This window comes from Paenibacillus sp. FSL R7-0048, assembly GCF_038004505.1.
Taxonomy (GTDB): domain Bacteria; phylum Bacillota; class Bacilli; order Paenibacillales; family Paenibacillaceae; genus Paenibacillus_AQ; species Paenibacillus_AQ odorifer.
The window spans coordinates 6,237,960-6,257,238 of record NZ_JBBORF010000001.1; the positions used below are offsets into that span (position 1 = coordinate 6,237,960).

Here is a 19,279-nt window from a genome sequence, read left to right on the forward strand (position 1 = left end):
ACTCCTTGTCTGTGTATCAATCATTTCAATCGCTATTTAACTAGCGGACTTTTAAGTTTTTTATTCTTTTTTCGTGTCTCAGATACTGCGTAGATCACAAGTCCAATTACTGTGGCTACATAAGGAAGAGTAGCGATTAGCTCCGCAGGAATCTTCAACACCTGTAGCGCATTCGACAATGCATCTGCAGTACCAAATAATAAAGAGGTCAGCGCCGTGCCTACGGTCGTACTTCTTCCCATCGACTCAGCGGCAATGGCAATCCAGCCCCGGCCAGCGATCATATCGCGGGTAAACAGTGACAAATACCCCATCGACATATAAGCACCGCCTAAACCGGCAAAAAATCCGCTAAGCAGCAAAGCCATATACTGTATTTTCACAACACTTACACCCACGGATTGAGCCGCATGTGGATTTTCACCCACTGAACGAATGCGCAGTCCAAGCGGTGTACGGTTTAATAGATAGTAGACAACAAACACAGCCAATATAGAAACATACGTCAGAATGTGATGCCCCGATAAAATAGGTCCAAGCACCGGGATATCTTTCAACAAAGGAATCTGGACACTAGGCAGAACTTTACTCGCCAGCGAAGTGGAAGAACCCTTGTCGCCACTAAGCAGATAGAGGATAAACACAGTGCCTCCCGAAGCGAACATATTAATGGCCACACCCCCGAGAATGATATGTGTTTTGAATTTCAGGGTGAAAAAAGCTAATATTCCAGCGATCAATGTTCCAGACAGCACCGCCCCAAGCAGACCTACCCATGCGCTATGTGTATAGCTGCTTATGATGACACCCGCTAAAGCGGCAACAAGCATGATGCCCTCCATCCCAATGTTAATGATCCCTGCACGGTTGGAGATGAGTGCGCCGAGCGCGGCAAACAGAATCGGAGTCGTCACGCGAAGGACAGAGAACGCAAAGTCAGTTGTAAAAATCACATCAAACAAACTATTCACGCTTCCTTCGCCTCCTTCAAGAGCATCCGATTTTTCCAGAATTTCAGAAATTGCTCAGCCGAAATCAGAAGAATGATAATTGCCTGTATAATTGAGATCATCTCTGAAGGTACATCAGACAGACGCGCCATCATGTCAGCCCCAATTCGAATGTACGCTAGGAATAATGCAGAGCCGATTACGGACAGCGGATTATTTTTGGCTAACATCGCTACAAGGGCACCATCCAAACCATAACCAGGCAGTGACGTCCATTGGAAACGGTTATACATCCCCAGCACTTCTACGGAGCCCCCCATACCTGCGATAAAACCTGCAATCAAGTGGACGAGAATAATAACCTTGGCTGTCTTCATACCGGAATAACGGGCAAAGTCCCGGTTGATGCCTGTCATGCGCAGCTCATATCCCCATTTCGTTTTGTATAGGAATAGATGAGCTGCAATAATAAGCACGATAACGATAATAAGACCGGTATGAATACGGGTGCCCGAGACCATTTTACTCAGCAGTGCCGTTTTCTCGAATTTGTAGGATACATTGGCAAAAGCTTTAGCATCACGCAGATGATAGTTCAGTAGGTATAGCCCTACTCCGAACAAAATATTATTGAACATTAAGGATGTAACCAACTCATTAGCATTCCATTTTGCCTTCAGAATACCAGGTATTGCCGAGAGCAACGCTCCTACAATTGAACCTGCAGCAATAGCTACCATCGGATGCAGCCAGCCGTCCAGCGTTAAATGAATAGCCAATACGGAAGTTACAACACCGGAGAAATAGAAAATCCCTTCAGCTCCCAGGTTGAACATATTGGCTCGAAACAACAAGGATACTGCCAACCCAGTGAACATGAGCGGAATCGCCATCTCAATCACATTACCAATATGACCTTTACTGGATAACGGCTCTAATAGGAATATACCAATCGTCTTCACAGGCTGATTACTGACCAAAGAGATGATCAGAAAGGCAATAGCGAGTGCAATAACGATTACCGCCGATGTCCGAATGTACTCAAAATATTTAACTTTAAACATGATTTACGGCCCTCCCGATGTGCTCCTCGTCCTGTCGATGAATCCCCAGCATATAAAGACCTAATTCTTCCTCACTAACCTTAGATGGCTCCTCGAAAAAGGCAACAATCTTACCCTCGTACATTACTAACAGACTATCGCTGATCTCCAAGATCTCATTCAAATCTGCCGACACTAGCAAAATCGCGCAATCGTCTGAACGTAATTCCAACAACTTTTGATGTATGAACTGGGCTGCGCCTATATCCACACCCCGTGTCGGCTGTTCTGCAATAAGCAGCTGCGGTTCAGTCGAACACTCTCTAGCTACGACTACCTTCTGCATGTTACCACCTGACAACATTCCTATGGGCTGAGAAGGTCCTGAACAGCGGACTTTAAATTCCTCTACAAGGGATACTGCTAGCTTGGCAATTCGTGAGCCATTCAAAAAAAGACCTTTATTCATTGCTTTTGTACGATACTGAGTAGATAGCAGATTATCAGCTATGCTTGCCTCACTAGCGATCCCTTGCCGCATCCGATCCTCCGGTATATAGGAAACGCCTAGCTTACGAATATCCAAAATATCCGATTCACGGATATCCTTTCCCTTCACTAGTACAGAACCCTGACTTGAGACACCTCTCAAGCTACCTGTAAGAGCTTCAATGAGCTGTGTCTGCCCGTTGCCTTCTACACCAGCAATCCCAACGATCTGCCCACCACGTACCGCAAAATTGATATCCGACAATAATGCTTTGCCATCTGCATCATTCACACCGAGTCCCTGCACCGTTAGTACTGGCTCACTAACAGCCAGAATCTCTTTGTCATATTTCAGCACGACATCTCTGCCGACCATTAATCGCGAGATTTCCTGTTCTGTCACATCCTGTGTTTGAAAAACACCTTCACTACGGCCGCTGCGCATAATCGTAATTCTGTCGCAAATCGCTTTGACTTCCTTTAATTTGTGCGAAATAAAAACTATCGTATGCCCCTGTTCCCTTAATTGCTTAAGCTCGCGGAACAATTCCTCTGTTTCCTGTGGAGTCAACACCGCAGTTGGCTCATCAAGCACCAGAATCTTCGCACCACGCAGCAGCGCCTTAAGAATCTCAACCTTTTGCTTCATCCCAACTGTAAGATCCTCTACTTTTGCCTTTGGATCCACGGCCAGATTGTATTTCCTTGCGGTCTCTTCCGTCATGCGCACAGCCTCGGCATAATTAATGCCAACTCCTCTGCGCGGCTCCATACCCAGCACCATATTCTCTGCCACCGTAAAAGAAGGTACCAACATGAAATGCTGGTGGACCATGCCGATGCCTCTATCAATGGCGTCCTGAGCGGATTGCAGCTTTACTTTTTCACCCTTGATATAGATCTCGCCTTCACTTGGCTCTTCCATGCCGAACATAATCTTCATTAAAGTCGATTTACCAGCACCGTTCTCACCTGCAATCGCATGTATTTCTCCCTCACGTAAAGAAAAATGCACGTCTTTATTTGCAACGACGCCATTGGGATATACCTTGGTAATTCCCCGCATTTCCAGCAGAGCTGTGTACATAGGTCTCAACGCCTTTCAACTTGGAGGTCTGCAAAAATATACAGCTGGAATTCCCCTGACTAGAAGAATCTCCAACTGTAGGTTTATCTCTATAGAGCTGATCTTAAGATTTAAAGCTTAAGGCTTAACTGCGTTACGAATAGCTTCTACCTCTGCGGTTTCCATCCCCATCGCATTATCCACTTTAATTTCTTTATTGATCAGCTTTTGCTTCACTTCTTCAACCTTGGCCTGAAGATCAGCCGGGAATACATTTTTATAAATATCATTCTCAGCAATACCTACACCATCATCTACAAAGCTCAATACATCACGTTTGCCCATTTCTAGCGTACCCTCTTGCAATCTCTTCACTGCACCTAGAATAGCCGTATCAATCTTTTTAATAGATGAAGTAACGATTAGATTTGCTTTTTCACTATCCGTATCGTTAATCAACATTGCCTGATCGGAGTCTACACCGATTGCATATTTTTTCTTCTCTTTAGCTGCGTCAAAGATCCCAAGACCTGTACCCCCAGCCACGTTAAAAATAACATCCACACCGGAGTTATATTGAATTAGAGACAGCTCCTTACCTTTTGCCGGGTTAACAAAATCACCAGCGTACGACACAGCCACTTTTACATCAGGATCAACGTACTGAGCACCTTGAATATAACCGACCAAGAAAGCATTAATCCCCGGAATATCCATACCGCCGACAAACCCAATCACATTCTCAGGGGTAGCATTCGGCATATCCGATTGTGTAGCTAATGCTGCTACGGCACCTGCCAAGAAAGATACTTCATTTGTCGCATAAGACATGTTGTACATGTTATCTGGTGCTTCATCGATGTCGGTATCATAATTAATGAATTTTTTGTCTGGATACAATTCTGCCGTTGCATTAAACATCTCTGTAATTTCAGAACCGCCAGAAATAATTACATCCCAATCCTCGGAAGCGATATCGTTAAATGTAGGCTCCCATTTCGTTTTATCAACGCCCATTTCAACAACCTTTATTTCTGCACCAAGTTCATCCTTAACCTTTTGCAAGCCGTTATTAGCGGAATCAAAAAATGATTTATCCCCAAGTGTCCCCGGAATCAGCAATACAACCTTGAGTTTATCCCCTGCACCTGTTTCTCCGCCTTCGTCCGCTTTGGATCCAGTATTCGTTGAAGAACCGTTATTGGACGTGTTATTCCCACATGCTGTGACCAGAACCATCACCATTAATAACAACAAAGAAAGAACTTTTTTATTCATTACTCTATTCCACCCCTAATTTTAGTTGGTTAGTAATCCGCAGAATCCCATCTTCACCCATTGTATAATTCACGGTTCAAATGGAAATTCTCTTTTTTCCAAATAAAGTATCATTAAAAGTAATAAATTTAACGTTTAGGCTCAAAAATAGCAATAAAAATACCATTATTATTAATAATCCGCTTTATTTCCGAACGAGATGGCCAGTCAGGTTGCGAACTTTCGGATTTATTGATACGATCATAACAAATATTATTAAAAATAATTATATGATTTCGGTCATTGTTTTGTACGATTCGGCTAAAACATAAGTATTGGAGGATCATCATGGATCGTGTTCTATATATTGTAAGTGCCACACATGAGCTAAATACTTATATCCCTCCACACCAGCATGAATGCTACGAACTAGTCTATTATTTACAGGGGGTAGGGACAACCAATGTTGGCCCACGAAGTTACCATTTTCGCTCCTCTTCTTTCGCGCTTGTGCCACCCAATCATAAACATGACGAGCACCACCGTGAGGATGCAAATGTATTATTTGTAGGCTTCCACTCGGAACACCCTAATATGAGTAATCTGCTCGGCGTATATGAAGATGATAAAGATCAGACCGTTCTTCAAATCCTGCTGCGAATGAAAGCAGAGTTTACACGCAAGCAAGACGGATTCTCTGAGCTTCTAAACCTACAAATGAGCGAGATTACCGTCCATCTTATGAGGCTTCTTAGTGCCTCTGGATATCAATCCCCAACAGAAGATCGAGTACAATATGTCCTTAATTATATGAATGAGCATTATCGCCATAAATTGTCCGTCGAAACACTATCAGAAATGTCCGGATATAGTTACGATCGTTTTCGCCATCTATTTAAAGAACGTTTCGGGTCTTCACCCCTGCGGTATTTGCTGTTAAAACGCCTGGATTATGCAAAATCTCTATTACGTCATACTCAGATGCAAATCTCTGAAGTATCTGCTGCTGCAGGTTTTGTGAACGATGCCCAATTCTGCAATATGTTCAAACGAGAAATAGGTCTTACCCCGCGAGCATTCCGCATTAATAATCAATCAGGTTAATCACTAATCAGATTAAAAAAAGCCGTTGAAATAGAGAAACTCTCTATTCAACGGCTTACTGCTGTAAACCCAAGGACATAAAGAAAAAAGGTTTGTAAGATTGCTTATAAAAGCATTCTTACAAACCTTTTTAAGATACCGGCGAGAGGACTCGAACCTCCACGGTTTCCCACTCGATTTTGAGTCGAGCGCGTCTGCCATTCCGCCACGCCGGCACATATGAACTAAATGGAGGCGCCACCCAGATTTGAACTGGGGATAAAGCTTTTGCAGAGCTTTGCCTTACCACTTGGCTATGGCGCCATGAAAACTTGGAGCGGACGACGGGAATCGAACCCGCGACCCTCGCCTTGGCAAGGCGATGCTCTACCGCTGAGCCACGTCCGCATAAAATGGCTGGGGATATAGGATTCGAACCTATGAGTGACGGAGTCAAAGTCCGTTGCCTTACCGCTTGGCTAATCCCCAATAACATTTTAAAGTAAAATGGGGCGACTGATGGGTCTCGAACCCACGAATGCCGGAACCACAATCCGGTGCGTTAACCCCTTCGCCACAGTCGCCATATTAAGTTGATATTGTTGCCATTATTCATTTTAAAGTAAATGGGGCGGCCGATGGGTCTCGAACCCACGAATGCCGGAACCACAATCCGGTGCGTTAACCCCTTCGCCACGGCCGCCATATTAAACTTTAGAAAGAACTTGGCAGGGGCAGCAGGAATTGAACCCACACCAACGGTTTTGGAGACCGTTGTTCTACCTTTAAACTATGCCCCTAAAAACTGGTGGAGGATGATGGATTCGAACCACCGAACACTCACGTGAGCAGATTTACAGTCTGATGCGTTTGGCCACTTCGCTAATCCTCCAAGGATGGTGCCGGCGAGAGGACTTGAACCCCCAACCTACTGATTACAAGTCAGTTGCTCTACCAATTGAGCTACACCGGCATGGCACTCATTCTTTTGTGATGATAAATGGTGGCTCGGGACGGAATCGAACCGCCGACACGAGGATTTTCAGTCCTCTGCTCTACCGACTGAGCTACCGAGCCATGATGAAAATGGCGGAACCGACGGGATTCGAACCCGCGATCTCCTGCGTGACAGGCAGGCATGTTAGGCCAACTACACCACGGTTCCAAAAGATATAATTGCTTAAGTTAATTGGTTGCGGGGGCAGGATTTGAACCTGCGGCCTTCGGGTTATGAGCCCGACGAGCTACCGGGCTGCTCCACCCCGCGTCAGTAAGAAAGTGTTATGGTGGAGGCTGAGGGGATCGAACCCCCGACCCTCTGCTTGTAAGGCAGATGCTCTCCCAGCTGAGCTAAGCCTCCATAAACAACAATTGTTATTGTACCAAAGTCCACTAGGATAAATCAAGTGAAAATTTGGTGACCCGTATGGGATTCGAACCCATGTTACCTCCGTGAAAGGGAGGTGTCTTAACCCCTTGACCAACGGGCCATACTAATTATAAATTTGTGGCGGAGAGAGAGGGATTCGAACCCTCGAGACGCTTGTGGCGCCTACACGATTTCCAATCGTGCTCCTTCGGCCAAACTCGGACACCTCTCCATATGGCTCCCCGAACAGGACTCGAACCTGTGACAACTCGATTAACAGTCGAGTGCTCTACCAACTGAGCTATCAGGGAATATTCATACCAGGCTTGATGCCTGAAAACTGAATCCGAAACGAATCTGCATTCTACGTATAGGATAAGCCCTCGACCGATTAGTATTGGTCAGCTCCATGCATTGCTGCACTTCCACCTCCAACCTATCTACCTCGTCGTCTTCAAGGGGTCTTACTAATTGGGAAATCTCATCTTGAGGGGGGCTTCACGCTTAGATGCTTTCAGCGCTTATCCCGTCCGTACGTAGCTACCCAGCCATGCTCCTGGCGGAACAACTGGTGCACCAGCGGTACGTCCATCCCGGTCCTCTCGTACTAAGGACAGCTCCTCTCAAATTTCCTGCGCCCACGACAGATAGGGACCGAACTGTCTCACGACGTTCTGAACCCAGCTCGCGTACCGCTTTAATGGGCGAACAGCCCAACCCTTGGGACCTACTTCAGCCCCAGGATGCGATGAGCCGACATCGAGGTGCCAAACCTCCCCGTCGATGTGGACTCTTGGGGGAGATAAGCCTGTTATCCCCAGGGTAGCTTTTATCCGTTGAGCGATGGCCCTTCCATGCGGTACCACCGGATCACTAAGTCCGACTTTCGTCCCTGCTCGACTTGTAGGTCTCGCAGTCAAGCTCCCTTATGCCTTTGCACTCTGCGAATGATTTCCAACCATTCTGAGGGAACCTTGGAACGCCTCCGTTACTCTTTAGGAGGCGACCGCCCCAGTCAAACTGCCCGCCTGACACGGTCCCCGTACCCGGTAAGGGCACTAGGTTAGAACCTAGATACGATCAGGGTGGTATCCCAACGGCGCCTCCACCGAAGCTTGCGCTCCGATTTCTACGGCTCCCACCTATCCTGTACAGATCGTACCCAAATTCAATATCAAGCTGCAGTAAAGCTCCATGGGGTCTTTCCGTCTTGTCGCGGGTAACCTGCATCTTCACAGGTATTAAAATTTCACCGGATCTCTCGTTGAGACAGCGCCCAAGTCGTTACGCCATTCGTGCGGGTCAGAATTTACCTGACAAGGAATTTCGCTACCTTAGGACCGTTATAGTTACGGCCGCCGTTTACTGGGGCTTCGGTTCATAGCTTCGGGTTACCCCTAACCACTCCCCTTAACCTTCCAGCACCGGGCAGGCGTCAGCCCGTATACTTCGCCTTGCGGCTTCGCACAGACCTGTGTTTTTGCTAAACAGTCGCTTGGGCCTTTTCACTGCGGCCCCCTCGTGCTATTCACACTACCGGGGCACCCCTTCTCCCGAAGTTACGGGGTCATTTTGCCGAGTTCCTTAACGAGAGTTCTTCCGCGCGCCTTAGAATTCTCTTCTCGCCTACCTGTGTCGGTTTGCGGTACGGGCACCTTCTCCTGGCTAGAGGCTTTTCTTGGCAGTGTGAGATCATGACCTTCGCTACTATAATTTTCGCTCCCCATCACAGCCCAGCCTTAACGATGTGCGGATTTGCCTACACATCAGCCTCACTGCTTAGACGGACATCCATCAGTCCGCGTCACTACCCTCCTGCGTCACCCCATCGCTCATAGCGGATTACGGTGGTACAGTAATTTCAAACTGTTGTCCTTCGACTACGCCTTTCGGCCTCGCCTTAGGTCCCGACTTACCCTGAGCGGACGAGCCTTCCTCAGGAAACCTTGGGCTTTCGGCGGATCAGATTCTCACTGATCTTTTCGTTACTCATACCGGCATTCTCACTTGTGTAGTGTCCAGCGCTCTTTTCAGTACACCTTCAACCCCTACACAACGCTCCCCTACCCCAGATGCAAAGCATCTAGCCATAGCTTCGGTGGTGTGTTTAGCCCCGTTACATTTTCGGCGCAGAGTCACTCGACCAGTGAGCTATTACGCACTCTTTCAATGGTGGCTGCTTCTAAGCCAACATCCTGGTTGTCTGTGCAACTCCACATCCTTTCCCACTTAACACACACTTGGGGACCTTAGCTGATGGTCTGGGCTGTTTCCCTTTTGACAATGGATCTTAGCACTCACTGTCTGACTCCCGGCAATAAGTATATGGCATTCGGAGTTTGACTGAGCTTGGTAATCCTTGCGGACCCCGCACCCAATCAGTGCTCTACCTCCACTACTCTTATACCGAGGCTAGCCCTAAAGCTATTTCGGGGAGAACCAGCTATCTCCGAGTTCGATTGGAATTTCTCCGCTACCCCCACCTCATCCCCGCACTTTTCAACGTACGTGGGTTCGGGCCTCCAGTGCGTGTTACCGCACCTTCACCCTGGACAGGGGTAGATCACACGGTTTCGGGTCTACGTCCACATACTAAGTCGCCCTATTCAGACTCGCTTTCGCTGCGGCTCCACCTTCTCGGCTTAACCTTGCATGTTAAACGTAACTCGCCGGTTCATTCTACAAAAGGCACGCCATCACCCATTAATAGGGCTCTGACTTTTTGTAAGCACACGGTTTCAGGTTCTATTTCACTCCCCTTCCGGGGTGCTTTTCACCTTTCCCTCACGGTACTGTTTCACTATCGGTCGCCAGGTAGTATTTAGCCTTAGCAGATGGTCCTGCTGGATTCATACGGGGTTTCACGTGCCCCGCACTACTCGGGATCCGTCTCGGAGAGAACACAGTTTAGGTTACAGGGCTTTTACCTCTATCGCGGGCCTTTCCAGACCTCTTCACCTACCATATTCCTTTGTAACTCCATGTGAGACGTCCCACAACCCCTAAGAGCAAGCTCTTAGGTTTAGGCTGTTCCGCGTTCGCTCGCCGCTACTGACGGAATCACTATTGTTTTCTCTTCCTCAGGGTACTTAGATGTTTCAGTTCCCCTGGTCTGCCTCTACATTTCCTATGTATTCAGAAATGAGTAACTGCGAATTACCACAGCTGGGTTTCCCCATTCGGACACCCCCGGATCAAAGCTTGCTTACAGCTCCCCGAGGCAGTTTCGTTGTTCGCCACGTCCTTCGTCGGCTCCTGGCGCCTAGGCATCCTCCGTGTGCTCTTATTAGCTTAACCTTGATTCTTCCGCAGGAAAATATCATACGATGACATTCTCTTTGGAATCATCTCACTAATAACATTTACTTGTTTGCACAAGTTGCTAAAAGATGTTCTAAAACGCAAATTCGTTTCGGTATCCAGTTTTCAAGGATCAAGTCTTACTTGAGAGCTTAAACTCTCAAAACTGAGCAACGAGTGAGTAACAGGCCTAAACCTGAGTTTTGGAAGCTTAGCTTCCGATTTGAATGTTCTCATTGCAGAGAACGATTCTCCATAGAAAGGAGGTGATCCAGCCGCACCTTCCGATACGGCTACCTTGTTACGACTTCACCCCAATCATCTACCCCACCTTCGGCGGCTGGCTCCCTTGCGGGTTACCCCACCGACTTCGGGTGTTGTAAACTCTCGTGGTGTGACGGGCGGTGTGTACAAGACCCGGGAACGTATTCACCGCGGCATGCTGATCCGCGATTACTAGCAATTCCGACTTCATGCAGGCGAGTTGCAGCCTGCAATCCGAACTGAGACCGGCTTTGATGGGATTGGCTCCACCTCGCGGCTTCGCTTCCCGTTGTACCGGCCATTGTAGTACGTGTGTAGCCCAGGTCATAAGGGGCATGATGATTTGACGTCATCCCCACCTTCCTCCGGTTTGTCACCGGCAGTCACTCTAGAGTGCCCAGCATTACCTGCTGGCAACTAAAGTTAAGGGTTGCGCTCGTTGCGGGACTTAACCCAACATCTCACGACACGAGCTGACGACAACCATGCACCACCTGTCTCCTCTGTCCCGAAGGCCGCTGCTATCTCTAGCAGATTCAGAGGGATGTCAAGACCTGGTAAGGTTCTTCGCGTTGCTTCGAATTAAACCACATACTCCACTGCTTGTGCGGGTCCCCGTCAATTCCTTTGAGTTTCAGTCTTGCGACCGTACTCCCCAGGCGGAGTGCTTACTGTGTTAACTTCGGCACCAAGGGTATCGAAACCCCTAACACCTAGCACTCATCGTTTACGGCGTGGACTACCAGGGTATCTAATCCTGTTTGCTCCCCACGCTTTCGCGCCTCAGCGTCAGTTACAGCCCAGAAAGTCGCCTTCGCCACTGGTGTTCCTCCACATATCTACGCATTTCACCGCTACACGTGGAATTCCACTTTCCTCTTCTGTACTCAAGCCACCCAGTTTCCAGTGCGACCTCAGGTTGAGCCCAAGGTTTAAACACCAGACTTAAATAGCCGCCTGCGCGCGCTTTACGCCCAATAATTCCGGACAACGCTTGCCCCCTACGTATTACCGCGGCTGCTGGCACGTAGTTAGCCGGGGCTTTCTTCTCAGGTACCGTCACTCCGGTAGCAGTTACTCTACCGGACGTTCTTCCCTGGCAACAGAGCTTTACGATCCGAAAACCTTCATCACTCACGCGGCGTTGCTCCGTCAGGCTTTCGCCCATTGCGGAAGATTCCCTACTGCTGCCTCCCGTAGGAGTCTGGGCCGTGTCTCAGTCCCAGTGTGGCCGTTCACCCTCTCAGGTCGGCTACGCATCGTCGCCTTGGTGGGCCGTTACCCCACCAACTAGCTAATGCGCCGCAGGCCCATCCCTCAGTGACAGATTGCTCCGTCTTTCATTCTTCTCTCAGGAGAAAAAAGAAATTATCCGGTATTAGCTACCGTTTCCGGTAGTTATCCCAGTCTGAAGGGCAGGTTGCCTACGTGTTACTCACCCGTCCGCCGCTAAGTTATTTTGAAAGCAAGCTTTCAAAATAACTCCGCTCGACTTGCATGTATTAGGCACGCCGCCAGCGTTCGTCCTGAGCCAGGATCAAACTCTCCAATTAGTATTGAAAAGAGCGATATGCTCATTTTGAAACATCTGACGAGAAAATTAATTCTCTAATTTTGGATTTCACTTGCGTGATTTCCTACTCACTCGTTGTTCAGTTTTCAAAGATCAAGCTGTTTATTTCGTCGATGTGTTGTTCAGCAGCGACCTTTATAATATATCACAGCGTCCTCGTTTTAGTCAACCTTTTTTTTTAATTTCTTTTTTCGGTTGTCTTTCGAATGTTTTCGAAAGCACATCTCTGTGTCAGAGGGACGAGTTATAATTTAACACATGAACAAGGAAAGAGTCAACCATTAATTTTTCTGAATAAATATGAGCGTTTCATATTAGTAAACAAACAAAAAGAGAGTGCTCAGCCTCTCCCTATCCTTGCTCATCTCTCTATAATTAAACATCTTCTGCTGTATCTAATTCATCTCTATAATGTATAGCGGATCGCATGCCCTTCTCCCTCGTGAACATCAGCCCAAGATGTAATCTCTCGGATTAGCGAACGAGAAACCAGCTTTCGTAAAACAAGGGGTAGTTCAGACTCTAATTGACTCAGACCTGAATGCTGCAGTAATTCTTTAATGCTCCATGCTTCCTTACGGCTATTCAAAATATTAAAGAGCAATAGACAACAATCCGTCATTTTGGACATAATCCCAAATTCACATGCAAGAAGCACAAGCTCAACACGTTGCTCTAAGGTCTCAGTACTGACCGTTAACTCCTCATAAAGTTTATGAACGGAGGTATTCATGCTTTTAACCTGCTCCCAAATAGCTGGCTCGGGGAAAGCACCCACTTCACTCACTTCTATTCTTGCCCAATGATATAAAGCTATCAATACACAGTTGTAAGCATCCATAATAAATCCAGCCTCTATATAGCGCTTGGATTTCACATACATATGCAAAAAGCGAGCAAACTCCATAAATGCGACCCGTTCCTTAATCGGTCCTTCAAATTGTAATATCTCGCGGCGCATTTCCTCGAGTATTCCCTTGGGGTCCCAGATCACTTCCCCCCTCATCAAACTGATAAGAAGTTCGTTATTATCCCCTGCCATAACAGCCTGCTCCAAAGCAAAAAGGCCGATATGGACTGACTGGGTCCGTTGGTCACCGGCAATGGTATGGCGAACAATATGCTCTCTATCCTGTTCTTCATGCAATACTAACACTACCATATCAAAATCTTGAAGAAGTGCGCTTTGAAACGGAATATCCCCATTCTGCCGCAAAACGACCGCTCCTAAAACATTCTCATCAAACGTTTCTCCACTCAACAAAGTTACATTGGACAATTCCATGCTTCCCTCCATTAAATTTGGCGATTTTGCGTCCAGTCAGTTATAATTCAGTTATAATTATTATTCTACATATGAAAGACAGTTCCTTCTGGACAACCCAACTATATTTAGTTAGGAGCAAACACTCATGAAGTTTAAAACGGCTAAGATCAACGCTTTTCGCACATGGGGATTACTGCTCACAATGCTCGGAATGGGACTTATGGTTTTGGGTACAGCGGGCATCGTGTTTTGGGGCTCAACTGGAAAAGTATTCGCTGGAATCGGTCTTGTAATCGGTTTAATCTCAATGATGGCAAGTCTTGCAATCTATTTCTGGGCTGGGATGCTGTCAACTAGCGCAGTCCAACTGGAATGCCCTGAATGTCACAAGCTGACCAAAATGCTGGGCAAAACAGACCGCTGTATGTTCTGCCATACCATCCTTACTATGGATCCAGCTGAGGCCAATATTACTGCGGAACAACTTAAGAGTCAGCAGCTTAATCAATAAAACACATCTTACAGAAGCTTATTACTAGCGATTTATAATGCAATCAAACATTTGCTAAATACAACAAAGGGGCCCCTATATTGGGAGCCCCTTTGTTTAATATGAATGAAATAATAATTACTTATGAATCCCTTGTAATGCCTCCCACGCAGACGGATTACTAAAGCTGCGATTCCATGAACCGATGCCACCAAGCCCTAAAGACTTAGCAAGCTCAACTCTAGCTTTTAAAGAAACTTTGTCTTCGATCCATATTTTTTTAAGAGCGCCATCCTCCTTATACTCAACGTAATTCTGCCCTGCTGCCTTATCAAAGGTTGGGGTCAGCTTCTTCTCTTTAATAATTTTTTCAACGGCATTCATACTAACCGATTTAGAGCTTACTTTGGTCTTGCCATCCACCTGGGCCTCAGTCCAGATTCTAGTATACAGTGGAATCCCTAGAATCAGCTTCTCAGGCGGCACATCGTCTTCCTCTATGATCCGGCTTAACGAGCTTTCTACCCACGGCAGAGACGCAACAGAGCCCGCTACAGGACTAGCAGCCCAATGCTCGTCATAAGCCATAACAATAAGATAATCAACTACTGAATTAAGAGCTCTACGATCAAGGAATGCTGACCACATCTCACTGTTGGATTTAGGGGTTACGTCTATGGAGACGATTAAGTTTTTGGCTTGAGCCATAGGTTTTAGCTCTCGCATAAATTGTGTAACATTCTCCCCGTCTTTCGTATATACATTCTCAAAGTCAATATTAATTCCATCCAGCTTGTATAAATCTGAATACTCGAGGATCTGTACGATCGCGTTCATCCGCTTCTCATAGCTCGACAATGCCTCAGTGGTTATGTCTGGTTCAAAGCTATTGCTGAGCAGCCCCCATACTTCCAAACCGCGCTCATGGGCCCACTGCACATACGCACTATCAGCCTGACTGCGCACATTCCCGTCACCATCTATGATACTGAACCAAGTCGGGCTAGCCACGTTAACGCCCGGAAGCTCACCGAATGTACTTGGGTCAGGTTTGCGTTGATAAACAGCTTCCCAATACAAATTCACTGACTTCCCTTTCCAGCTTCGTTCTGCCCGTGAGGGAGTGGTGCTTTTGGGTTCCACTGTCTTTTGACCGTCTGAGATAATATCACTGGCCTTGGCATAACCCTCATAACCGCTGCTTAACTGCACATACAGCCAGTCCTCATTTTCCTTATTCCAAATACTCACGATGGCGCCTGGGGACATATCGGCCACGATGGGTGCGTGAATCGACGCTTCGCTGCGAAGAGCGACTGTCTTATCACCTGCTTCACCTTTCACTTTCCCCAGCGGTACAGTCTCCCCTGCTGTCATTAACAGCACAGCCCCGGTAGTCGTATCCTCTTGAATCTCAAACCCATACAGGTCTTCTAAAACATCCGCAGGAAGATAAGTTATCTTTTCCTTAACTTCAGGTGCCAGCCGCAGCTGCAGCGGACGATTGTTCAGACTAGCATCGGTTTTATCCTCTTGCATATATAGAAGTTCACTTTCCGTTGATAGGATGACCGATTTAGTCTTTTCTTCATAACGAATAGATGAGTCCACATGTTCCTGCAGTAATGGTAGAGGTAAAAGCATGCTATCACCGGTCCCTGAGGCGGAATATCCTGTTAGCTCTCCTTTTACGAAGATAGGATGTTCTAGGCCTTTCCAGTCTGGATCGATGTGCTGGCGATTTGGCAATACAAAAAACACAACCCAATAAGCTGCTGCCGCAATGAGCAAAAGTCCAAAAAAGCGTCGGAAAAGACCTCCGCGCTTTTTGACGCGTTTCTGTCTATATCTTCTGTCCAAAATATATCCTCCAAATATTAGATGATTTTAAGTTAAGTCTAACAATACGATTATAACATCCACTTGGTTCCGGATAACCAGTATAAGTTAGTCATTTTCACTATATTTTGTTATTTTGAAAAAAAATAAAAACGTGAGTCCTCCGCTTTCGGATTTCACACGTTTATTGTGTAGCTTGGCTATACGCCCTTAAGTACAGTAGTATTCTGTCTTATTGTTGCTTCTCTCTGCAACATTTGCAAACTCCATGCAATTCCATACGCAAACCCGTAATTTTGAAGCCCGTTTCCTGCTCTGCATGTATCTCTACATCATGAAGCGAAGGATAACTAAAATCTTCAATCTTACCGCATAGCTGACAGATGACATGATAATGATCAGATACATTGGCATCAAAACGACTGGAACTATCCCCGTAGGTCAACTCGCGAACCATGCCGGCTTCCATAAACATCTTGAGATTATTATATACAGTTGCTACGCTCATGCTCGGAAATTTCGGCTCTAGCGCCCGGTATATATCGTCAGCTGTAGGATGATTCATTGCTTCCATCAAATACGTAAGAATCGCATGACGCTGGGGCGTTATACGGACACCTGTTGTCTTTAATTGTTCCAGTGCATGTTGTACTCCACTCCCCATTACTGTCACCGCCTTTTGAATTTAAAAATAAAAGAAATACTTCTTAAGATTGTAAGACCGATTTTTCAATATTGTCAACGAAGTCTATACATTATATTTATTATTATATAAGAAAAATTACTTTTTTCAATATTTCCTAACATTTAGATTGCTATTTCCTTCAACATGAAGCTTGAACTCGCCGGTCCCCACTTCACCTGATACTTTTTTCTTATCAATTGTAAGTTCAGGCAAATCTGAAGTAATATCACCATATCCACTGGATCCATTCACTGTATAGTTGCTTAACATCGGTAAATACAATTGAATGTCACCAACTGCGCTATAAATGTCCCAATCTCCAGCGACATCAGAAGAGCGAACATCAATGGTACCATTTAGAGATTCGGCATGTAGCTTGGATCTGGCTCCATCCACCTCTAAATTACCGTTTTTGGTAGTAATATCGATATCATTGCTATTTCCGATCGCACTAATATTGCCGACAGCCGTCGATAATTTCAAAGCACCGGTAACATCCCAAGCATTCATATTGCCTCCGCTCGTTGTTAAATCAACGCTGCCTTGAACAGATCTGGCACGGACAGCTCCATTCAGTGTTTTTCCCTTAACATTACCAAAGATACGATGAAGGATCAGCTCTCCATTCCCCGTTTCCAGAGAAATGTCTTCAATGGCTTCTACATTCTGCAACGTGATCCCGCCATTCATAGTGCGAACATCGAGGTTAAAGCGGCGATCCTCCGGCAAGTAAATGTCTAAATCCATGCGTGGCTGGCGTTTACCGGATTCTCCATAGGCCTTGCTATTCGAGGTGATTTTTATGTTGGGCCCTTCAACAACGTCCACAAAGGACTGTTCTGATATAGCTTCAGCCATCGGCCCATCCAACTGATCTACCCAAATTGTCGTTGTAATTTGAATATCATCCACTGGAGCACGGTGTAATAAAATATCACCATTAATACTATCAATAGATATTTTTGCTGTATTTAATTCCACCGGAACAATTAGCGGGGCTTTCTGATATTTGCTGCCTTTAGCCTCACCATAGTCCACTGCTGCTGCCGTCAGGTTTAGACTGACATTTTTCCATAGATATAAATAATGTTCTTGCTCTGCAACAATAAATACACTCGCAGCTAGCAATATAGCAGATAAAAGCCCACGTAAATCCAATCTGATTCTGGTTCCCTTGGCTGAACGGTTAGAGAAGATAAACATCAGCAGGAACTCAATCCCCCATAACACCGGGATGACTGGCCACCACTTCAAGAGCAGAAGCATATAGTCAGTTCCCTCTCTCCAATCCAAAAACAAAGGAACAGAAATAGCTATCAGTAATACAGAAGCCGTATATCTTCCCACGCGCCGCTTGCGAGGTTCATTGTCTTTACGCTGCACAACTGCTCTGGCAATTTCTCTAGCTCCTATAAATAAGCCACCGCATACTAAAATGACAGACACGACCATTTCGGCATAATGTTCAATAAAGAACTGGAGCCATGTTGGTTTCTGCTGGAACAGAATAAGCAGGGCGCCCCCTAAGAGCAATAAGAGTCCAAAGGATATCCCAGGCTCGCTGACGATACTACGACGTTTAGGAGCCTCGTTTGCTTTGGTCACAGAAATAGCAAGATCATGATCCTCTGGGAAGCGAAGAAGCCTGTCCGCTGATTGCAATACGTCATACACGTTATAAAAATAGATCACTGGAATAATGAGCGCAAGTAAAATAAGCAGTGGAACATTGATCTGCATCCCGATGGATGAGAAATACAATAAAGCTGAGATATCCAAAAGAATTAGAAAGATGAAGGTGATCCCTTTTCGGAGAAGCCCAAAATACAAATGCCCCGTCCCAGGGATGAGTGCTGCCAGCAGTCCAGCAATAAATTTACGTTTGCGGTGGCGCCGCTTCGGACGCGGAGGAATAATCCTCTTCTGTATCTCATTTTCCTTAGTCTCTATATCAACAGAACCTTGCAGTTCTTCCTGCTCTGGGAGCATTGCAGAGTCATGTTTCATTTTGGACTCCTCCTTTCGTAAATAGTTGTCTATGAATATCTTTTTTCAAAGAGAACCACTCCGATGAAATTCAATCAATTCAACTCCTGGAGCGACTTCCTCCACACCGGTAGGCAGAAAACCATGTTTACTGTACAACGAAACGGCAGGTGTATTCTTTTTGCCTGTCGACACAATGAATTGCTCCATCCCTGCAAAATGCTCAAATACATATTCCAAAAGATGGCTAGCGATACCTCTACGAAAAAAGTCCGGCCCCACCATCATTCGTGTAATCGTCAATTTTCCAGGAGATTCTTCCTCTACAGCAACAGCACCCATTAGTTCCTCATCTTTATCGAAGCAGCCATAAAAACCCTCTTTAGAGCTGCTGAGCATTTCTCTCGTCTCCATCAGAGGTGGTATTTCACGAAAGCCTATAAGTTCAGCTTCCAGTCTATAGGCCTTATGCTGAAGACTCCATAATTCATTAACGGTGCTTTCATCCTGCAGATTTAGCTTGTTAATTGTATTCATCCTAACCAGTCCCCTTATATGCCGCTAAGGGCCTGCCGTTGCCGACAAGCCCTTAGCTTATTACATAAGTATATTACCCCA

At 46.1% G+C, this 19,279-nt stretch carries 11 protein-coding genes, 16 tRNA genes and 2 rRNA genes; 2 read left to right on the plus strand and 27 right to left on the minus strand.

The features are described 5' to 3' along the window. Nucleotides 1-32: 32 nt before the first annotated feature. The 4 genes from NSQ91_RS27525 to NSQ91_RS27540 form a co-directional block, all read right to left on the minus strand. The gene (locus NSQ91_RS27525) at nt 33-971 is read right to left on the minus strand and encodes an ABC transporter permease (protein WP_036685567.1); all 939 of its coding nucleotides are present in this window, start codon (nt 969-971) and stop codon (nt 33-35) included. Then, complete coding sequence (locus NSQ91_RS27530) at nt 968-2,014, minus strand: ABC transporter permease (protein ID WP_036685569.1); 1,047 nt, start codon at nt 2,012-2,014, stop codon at nt 968-970. The genes NSQ91_RS27525 and NSQ91_RS27530 overlap by 4 nt, the downstream gene beginning before the upstream one ends. Next, nucleotides 2,007-3,569: an ABC transporter ATP-binding protein gene (locus NSQ91_RS27535; RefSeq protein WP_076130297.1), complete on the minus strand. Its 1,563-nt coding sequence runs from the start codon at nt 3,567-3,569 to the stop codon at nt 2,007-2,009. Before NSQ91_RS27535 ends, NSQ91_RS27530 begins: the two co-directional genes overlap by 8 nt. Before the next feature lie 117 nt (nt 3,570-3,686). After that, complete coding sequence (locus tag NSQ91_RS27540; RefSeq protein ID WP_076304979.1) at nt 3,687-4,826, minus strand: BMP family ABC transporter substrate-binding protein; 1,140 nt, start codon at nt 4,824-4,826, stop codon at nt 3,687-3,689. Nucleotides 4,827-5,153: 327 nt separating this feature from the next. Between NSQ91_RS27540 and NSQ91_RS27545 the strand changes: the two genes are divergently transcribed. Continuing rightward, nucleotides 5,154-5,909: an AraC family transcriptional regulator gene (locus tag NSQ91_RS27545; protein ID WP_076130295.1), complete on the plus strand. Its 756-nt coding sequence runs from the start codon at nt 5,154-5,156 to the stop codon at nt 5,907-5,909. 136 nt (nt 5,910-6,045) lie between these two features. Here the strand turns inward: NSQ91_RS27545 and NSQ91_RS27550 are convergent. From NSQ91_RS27550 to NSQ91_RS27640, 19 genes are all read right to left on the minus strand, one after another. After that, a tRNA-Leu gene (locus tag NSQ91_RS27550) sits at nt 6,046-6,124 on the minus strand. A 14-nt stretch (nt 6,125-6,138) separates the two neighbouring features. After that, nucleotides 6,139-6,212, minus strand: a tRNA-Cys gene (locus NSQ91_RS27555). 9 nt (nt 6,213-6,221) lie between these two features. Further along, a tRNA-Gly gene (locus NSQ91_RS27560) sits at nt 6,222-6,296 on the minus strand. Between the two features lie 6 nt (nt 6,297-6,302). Continuing rightward, nucleotides 6,303-6,377: transfer RNA gene (locus NSQ91_RS27565), tRNA-Gln, on the minus strand. Nucleotides 6,378-6,396: 19 nt separating this feature from the next. Then, nucleotides 6,397-6,472, minus strand: a tRNA-His gene (locus NSQ91_RS27570). 43 nt (nt 6,473-6,515) lie between these two features. Continuing rightward, nucleotides 6,516-6,591 (minus strand) — tRNA-His (locus tag NSQ91_RS27575). Between the two features lie 23 nt (nt 6,592-6,614). Next, nucleotides 6,615-6,688 (minus strand) — tRNA-Trp (locus NSQ91_RS27580). 6 nt (nt 6,689-6,694) lie between these two features. Continuing rightward, nucleotides 6,695-6,780, minus strand: a tRNA-Tyr gene (locus tag NSQ91_RS27585). A 5-nt stretch (nt 6,781-6,785) separates the two neighbouring features. Then, a tRNA-Thr gene (locus NSQ91_RS27590) sits at nt 6,786-6,861 on the minus strand. Nucleotides 6,862-6,889: 28 nt separating this feature from the next. Beyond that, nucleotides 6,890-6,965 (minus strand) — tRNA-Phe (locus NSQ91_RS27595). 10 nt (nt 6,966-6,975) lie between these two features. Beyond that, nucleotides 6,976-7,053: transfer RNA gene (locus tag NSQ91_RS27600), tRNA-Asp, on the minus strand. A 25-nt stretch (nt 7,054-7,078) separates the two neighbouring features. Beyond that, a tRNA-Met gene (locus tag NSQ91_RS27605) sits at nt 7,079-7,155 on the minus strand. 17 nt (nt 7,156-7,172) lie between these two features. Continuing rightward, nucleotides 7,173-7,248 (minus strand) — tRNA-Val (locus NSQ91_RS27610). A 55-nt stretch (nt 7,249-7,303) separates the two neighbouring features. After that, nucleotides 7,304-7,378 (minus strand) — tRNA-Glu (locus NSQ91_RS27615). 18 nt (nt 7,379-7,396) lie between these two features. Continuing rightward, a tRNA-Ser gene (locus tag NSQ91_RS27620) sits at nt 7,397-7,489 on the minus strand. 3 nt (nt 7,490-7,492) lie between these two features. Next, nucleotides 7,493-7,568 (minus strand) — tRNA-Asn (locus tag NSQ91_RS27625). Between the two features lie 60 nt (nt 7,569-7,628). Then, nucleotides 7,629-10,554, minus strand: a 23S ribosomal RNA gene (locus NSQ91_RS27630). Nucleotides 10,555-10,816: 262 nt separating this feature from the next. Continuing rightward, a 16S ribosomal RNA gene (locus NSQ91_RS27635) occupies nt 10,817-12,374 on the minus strand. Together the 16S and 23S rRNA genes with 16 tRNA genes alongside form the textbook arrangement of a ribosomal RNA operon. A gap of 426 nt (nt 12,375-12,800) precedes the next feature. Next, nucleotides 12,801-13,679 (minus strand): nucleotidyltransferase-like protein, encoded by an 879-nt coding sequence (locus tag NSQ91_RS27640; protein ID WP_076128632.1) that lies wholly within the window; start codon nt 13,677-13,679, stop codon nt 12,801-12,803. Nucleotides 13,680-13,806: 127 nt separating this feature from the next. Between NSQ91_RS27640 and NSQ91_RS27645 the strand changes: the two genes are divergently transcribed. Beyond that, complete coding sequence (locus NSQ91_RS27645) at nt 13,807-14,172, plus strand: DUF2614 family zinc ribbon-containing protein (protein WP_036680151.1); 366 nt, start codon at nt 13,807-13,809, stop codon at nt 14,170-14,172. A gap of 117 nt (nt 14,173-14,289) precedes the next feature. Here NSQ91_RS27645 and NSQ91_RS27650 read toward each other — a convergent pair whose 3' ends face one another. The 4 genes from NSQ91_RS27650 to NSQ91_RS27665 form a co-directional block, all read right to left on the minus strand. Next, nucleotides 14,290-16,011 carry a glycosyl hydrolase family 18 protein gene (locus tag NSQ91_RS27650; RefSeq protein ID WP_076304770.1) on the minus strand — a complete coding sequence of 574 codons (1,722 nt, stop codon included), beginning with the start codon at nt 16,009-16,011 and terminating at the stop codon, nt 14,290-14,292. Nucleotides 16,012-16,222: 211 nt separating this feature from the next. Next, nucleotides 16,223-16,654, minus strand: a complete 432-nt coding sequence (perR, locus tag NSQ91_RS27655) for a peroxide-responsive transcriptional repressor PerR (RefSeq protein WP_036680160.1) — start codon at nt 16,652-16,654, stop codon at nt 16,223-16,225. Nucleotides 16,655-16,780: 126 nt separating this feature from the next. After that, nucleotides 16,781-18,682 (minus strand): DUF4097 family beta strand repeat-containing protein, encoded by a 1,902-nt coding sequence (locus NSQ91_RS27660; protein ID WP_256716548.1) that lies wholly within the window; start codon nt 18,680-18,682, stop codon nt 16,781-16,783. Between the two features lie 45 nt (nt 18,683-18,727). Next, entirely contained in the window at nt 18,728-19,198 is a 471-nt protein-coding gene (locus tag NSQ91_RS27665; RefSeq protein ID WP_076146333.1) for a GNAT family N-acetyltransferase, read from the minus strand. Between the last annotated feature and the right edge of the window lie 81 nt (nt 19,199-19,279).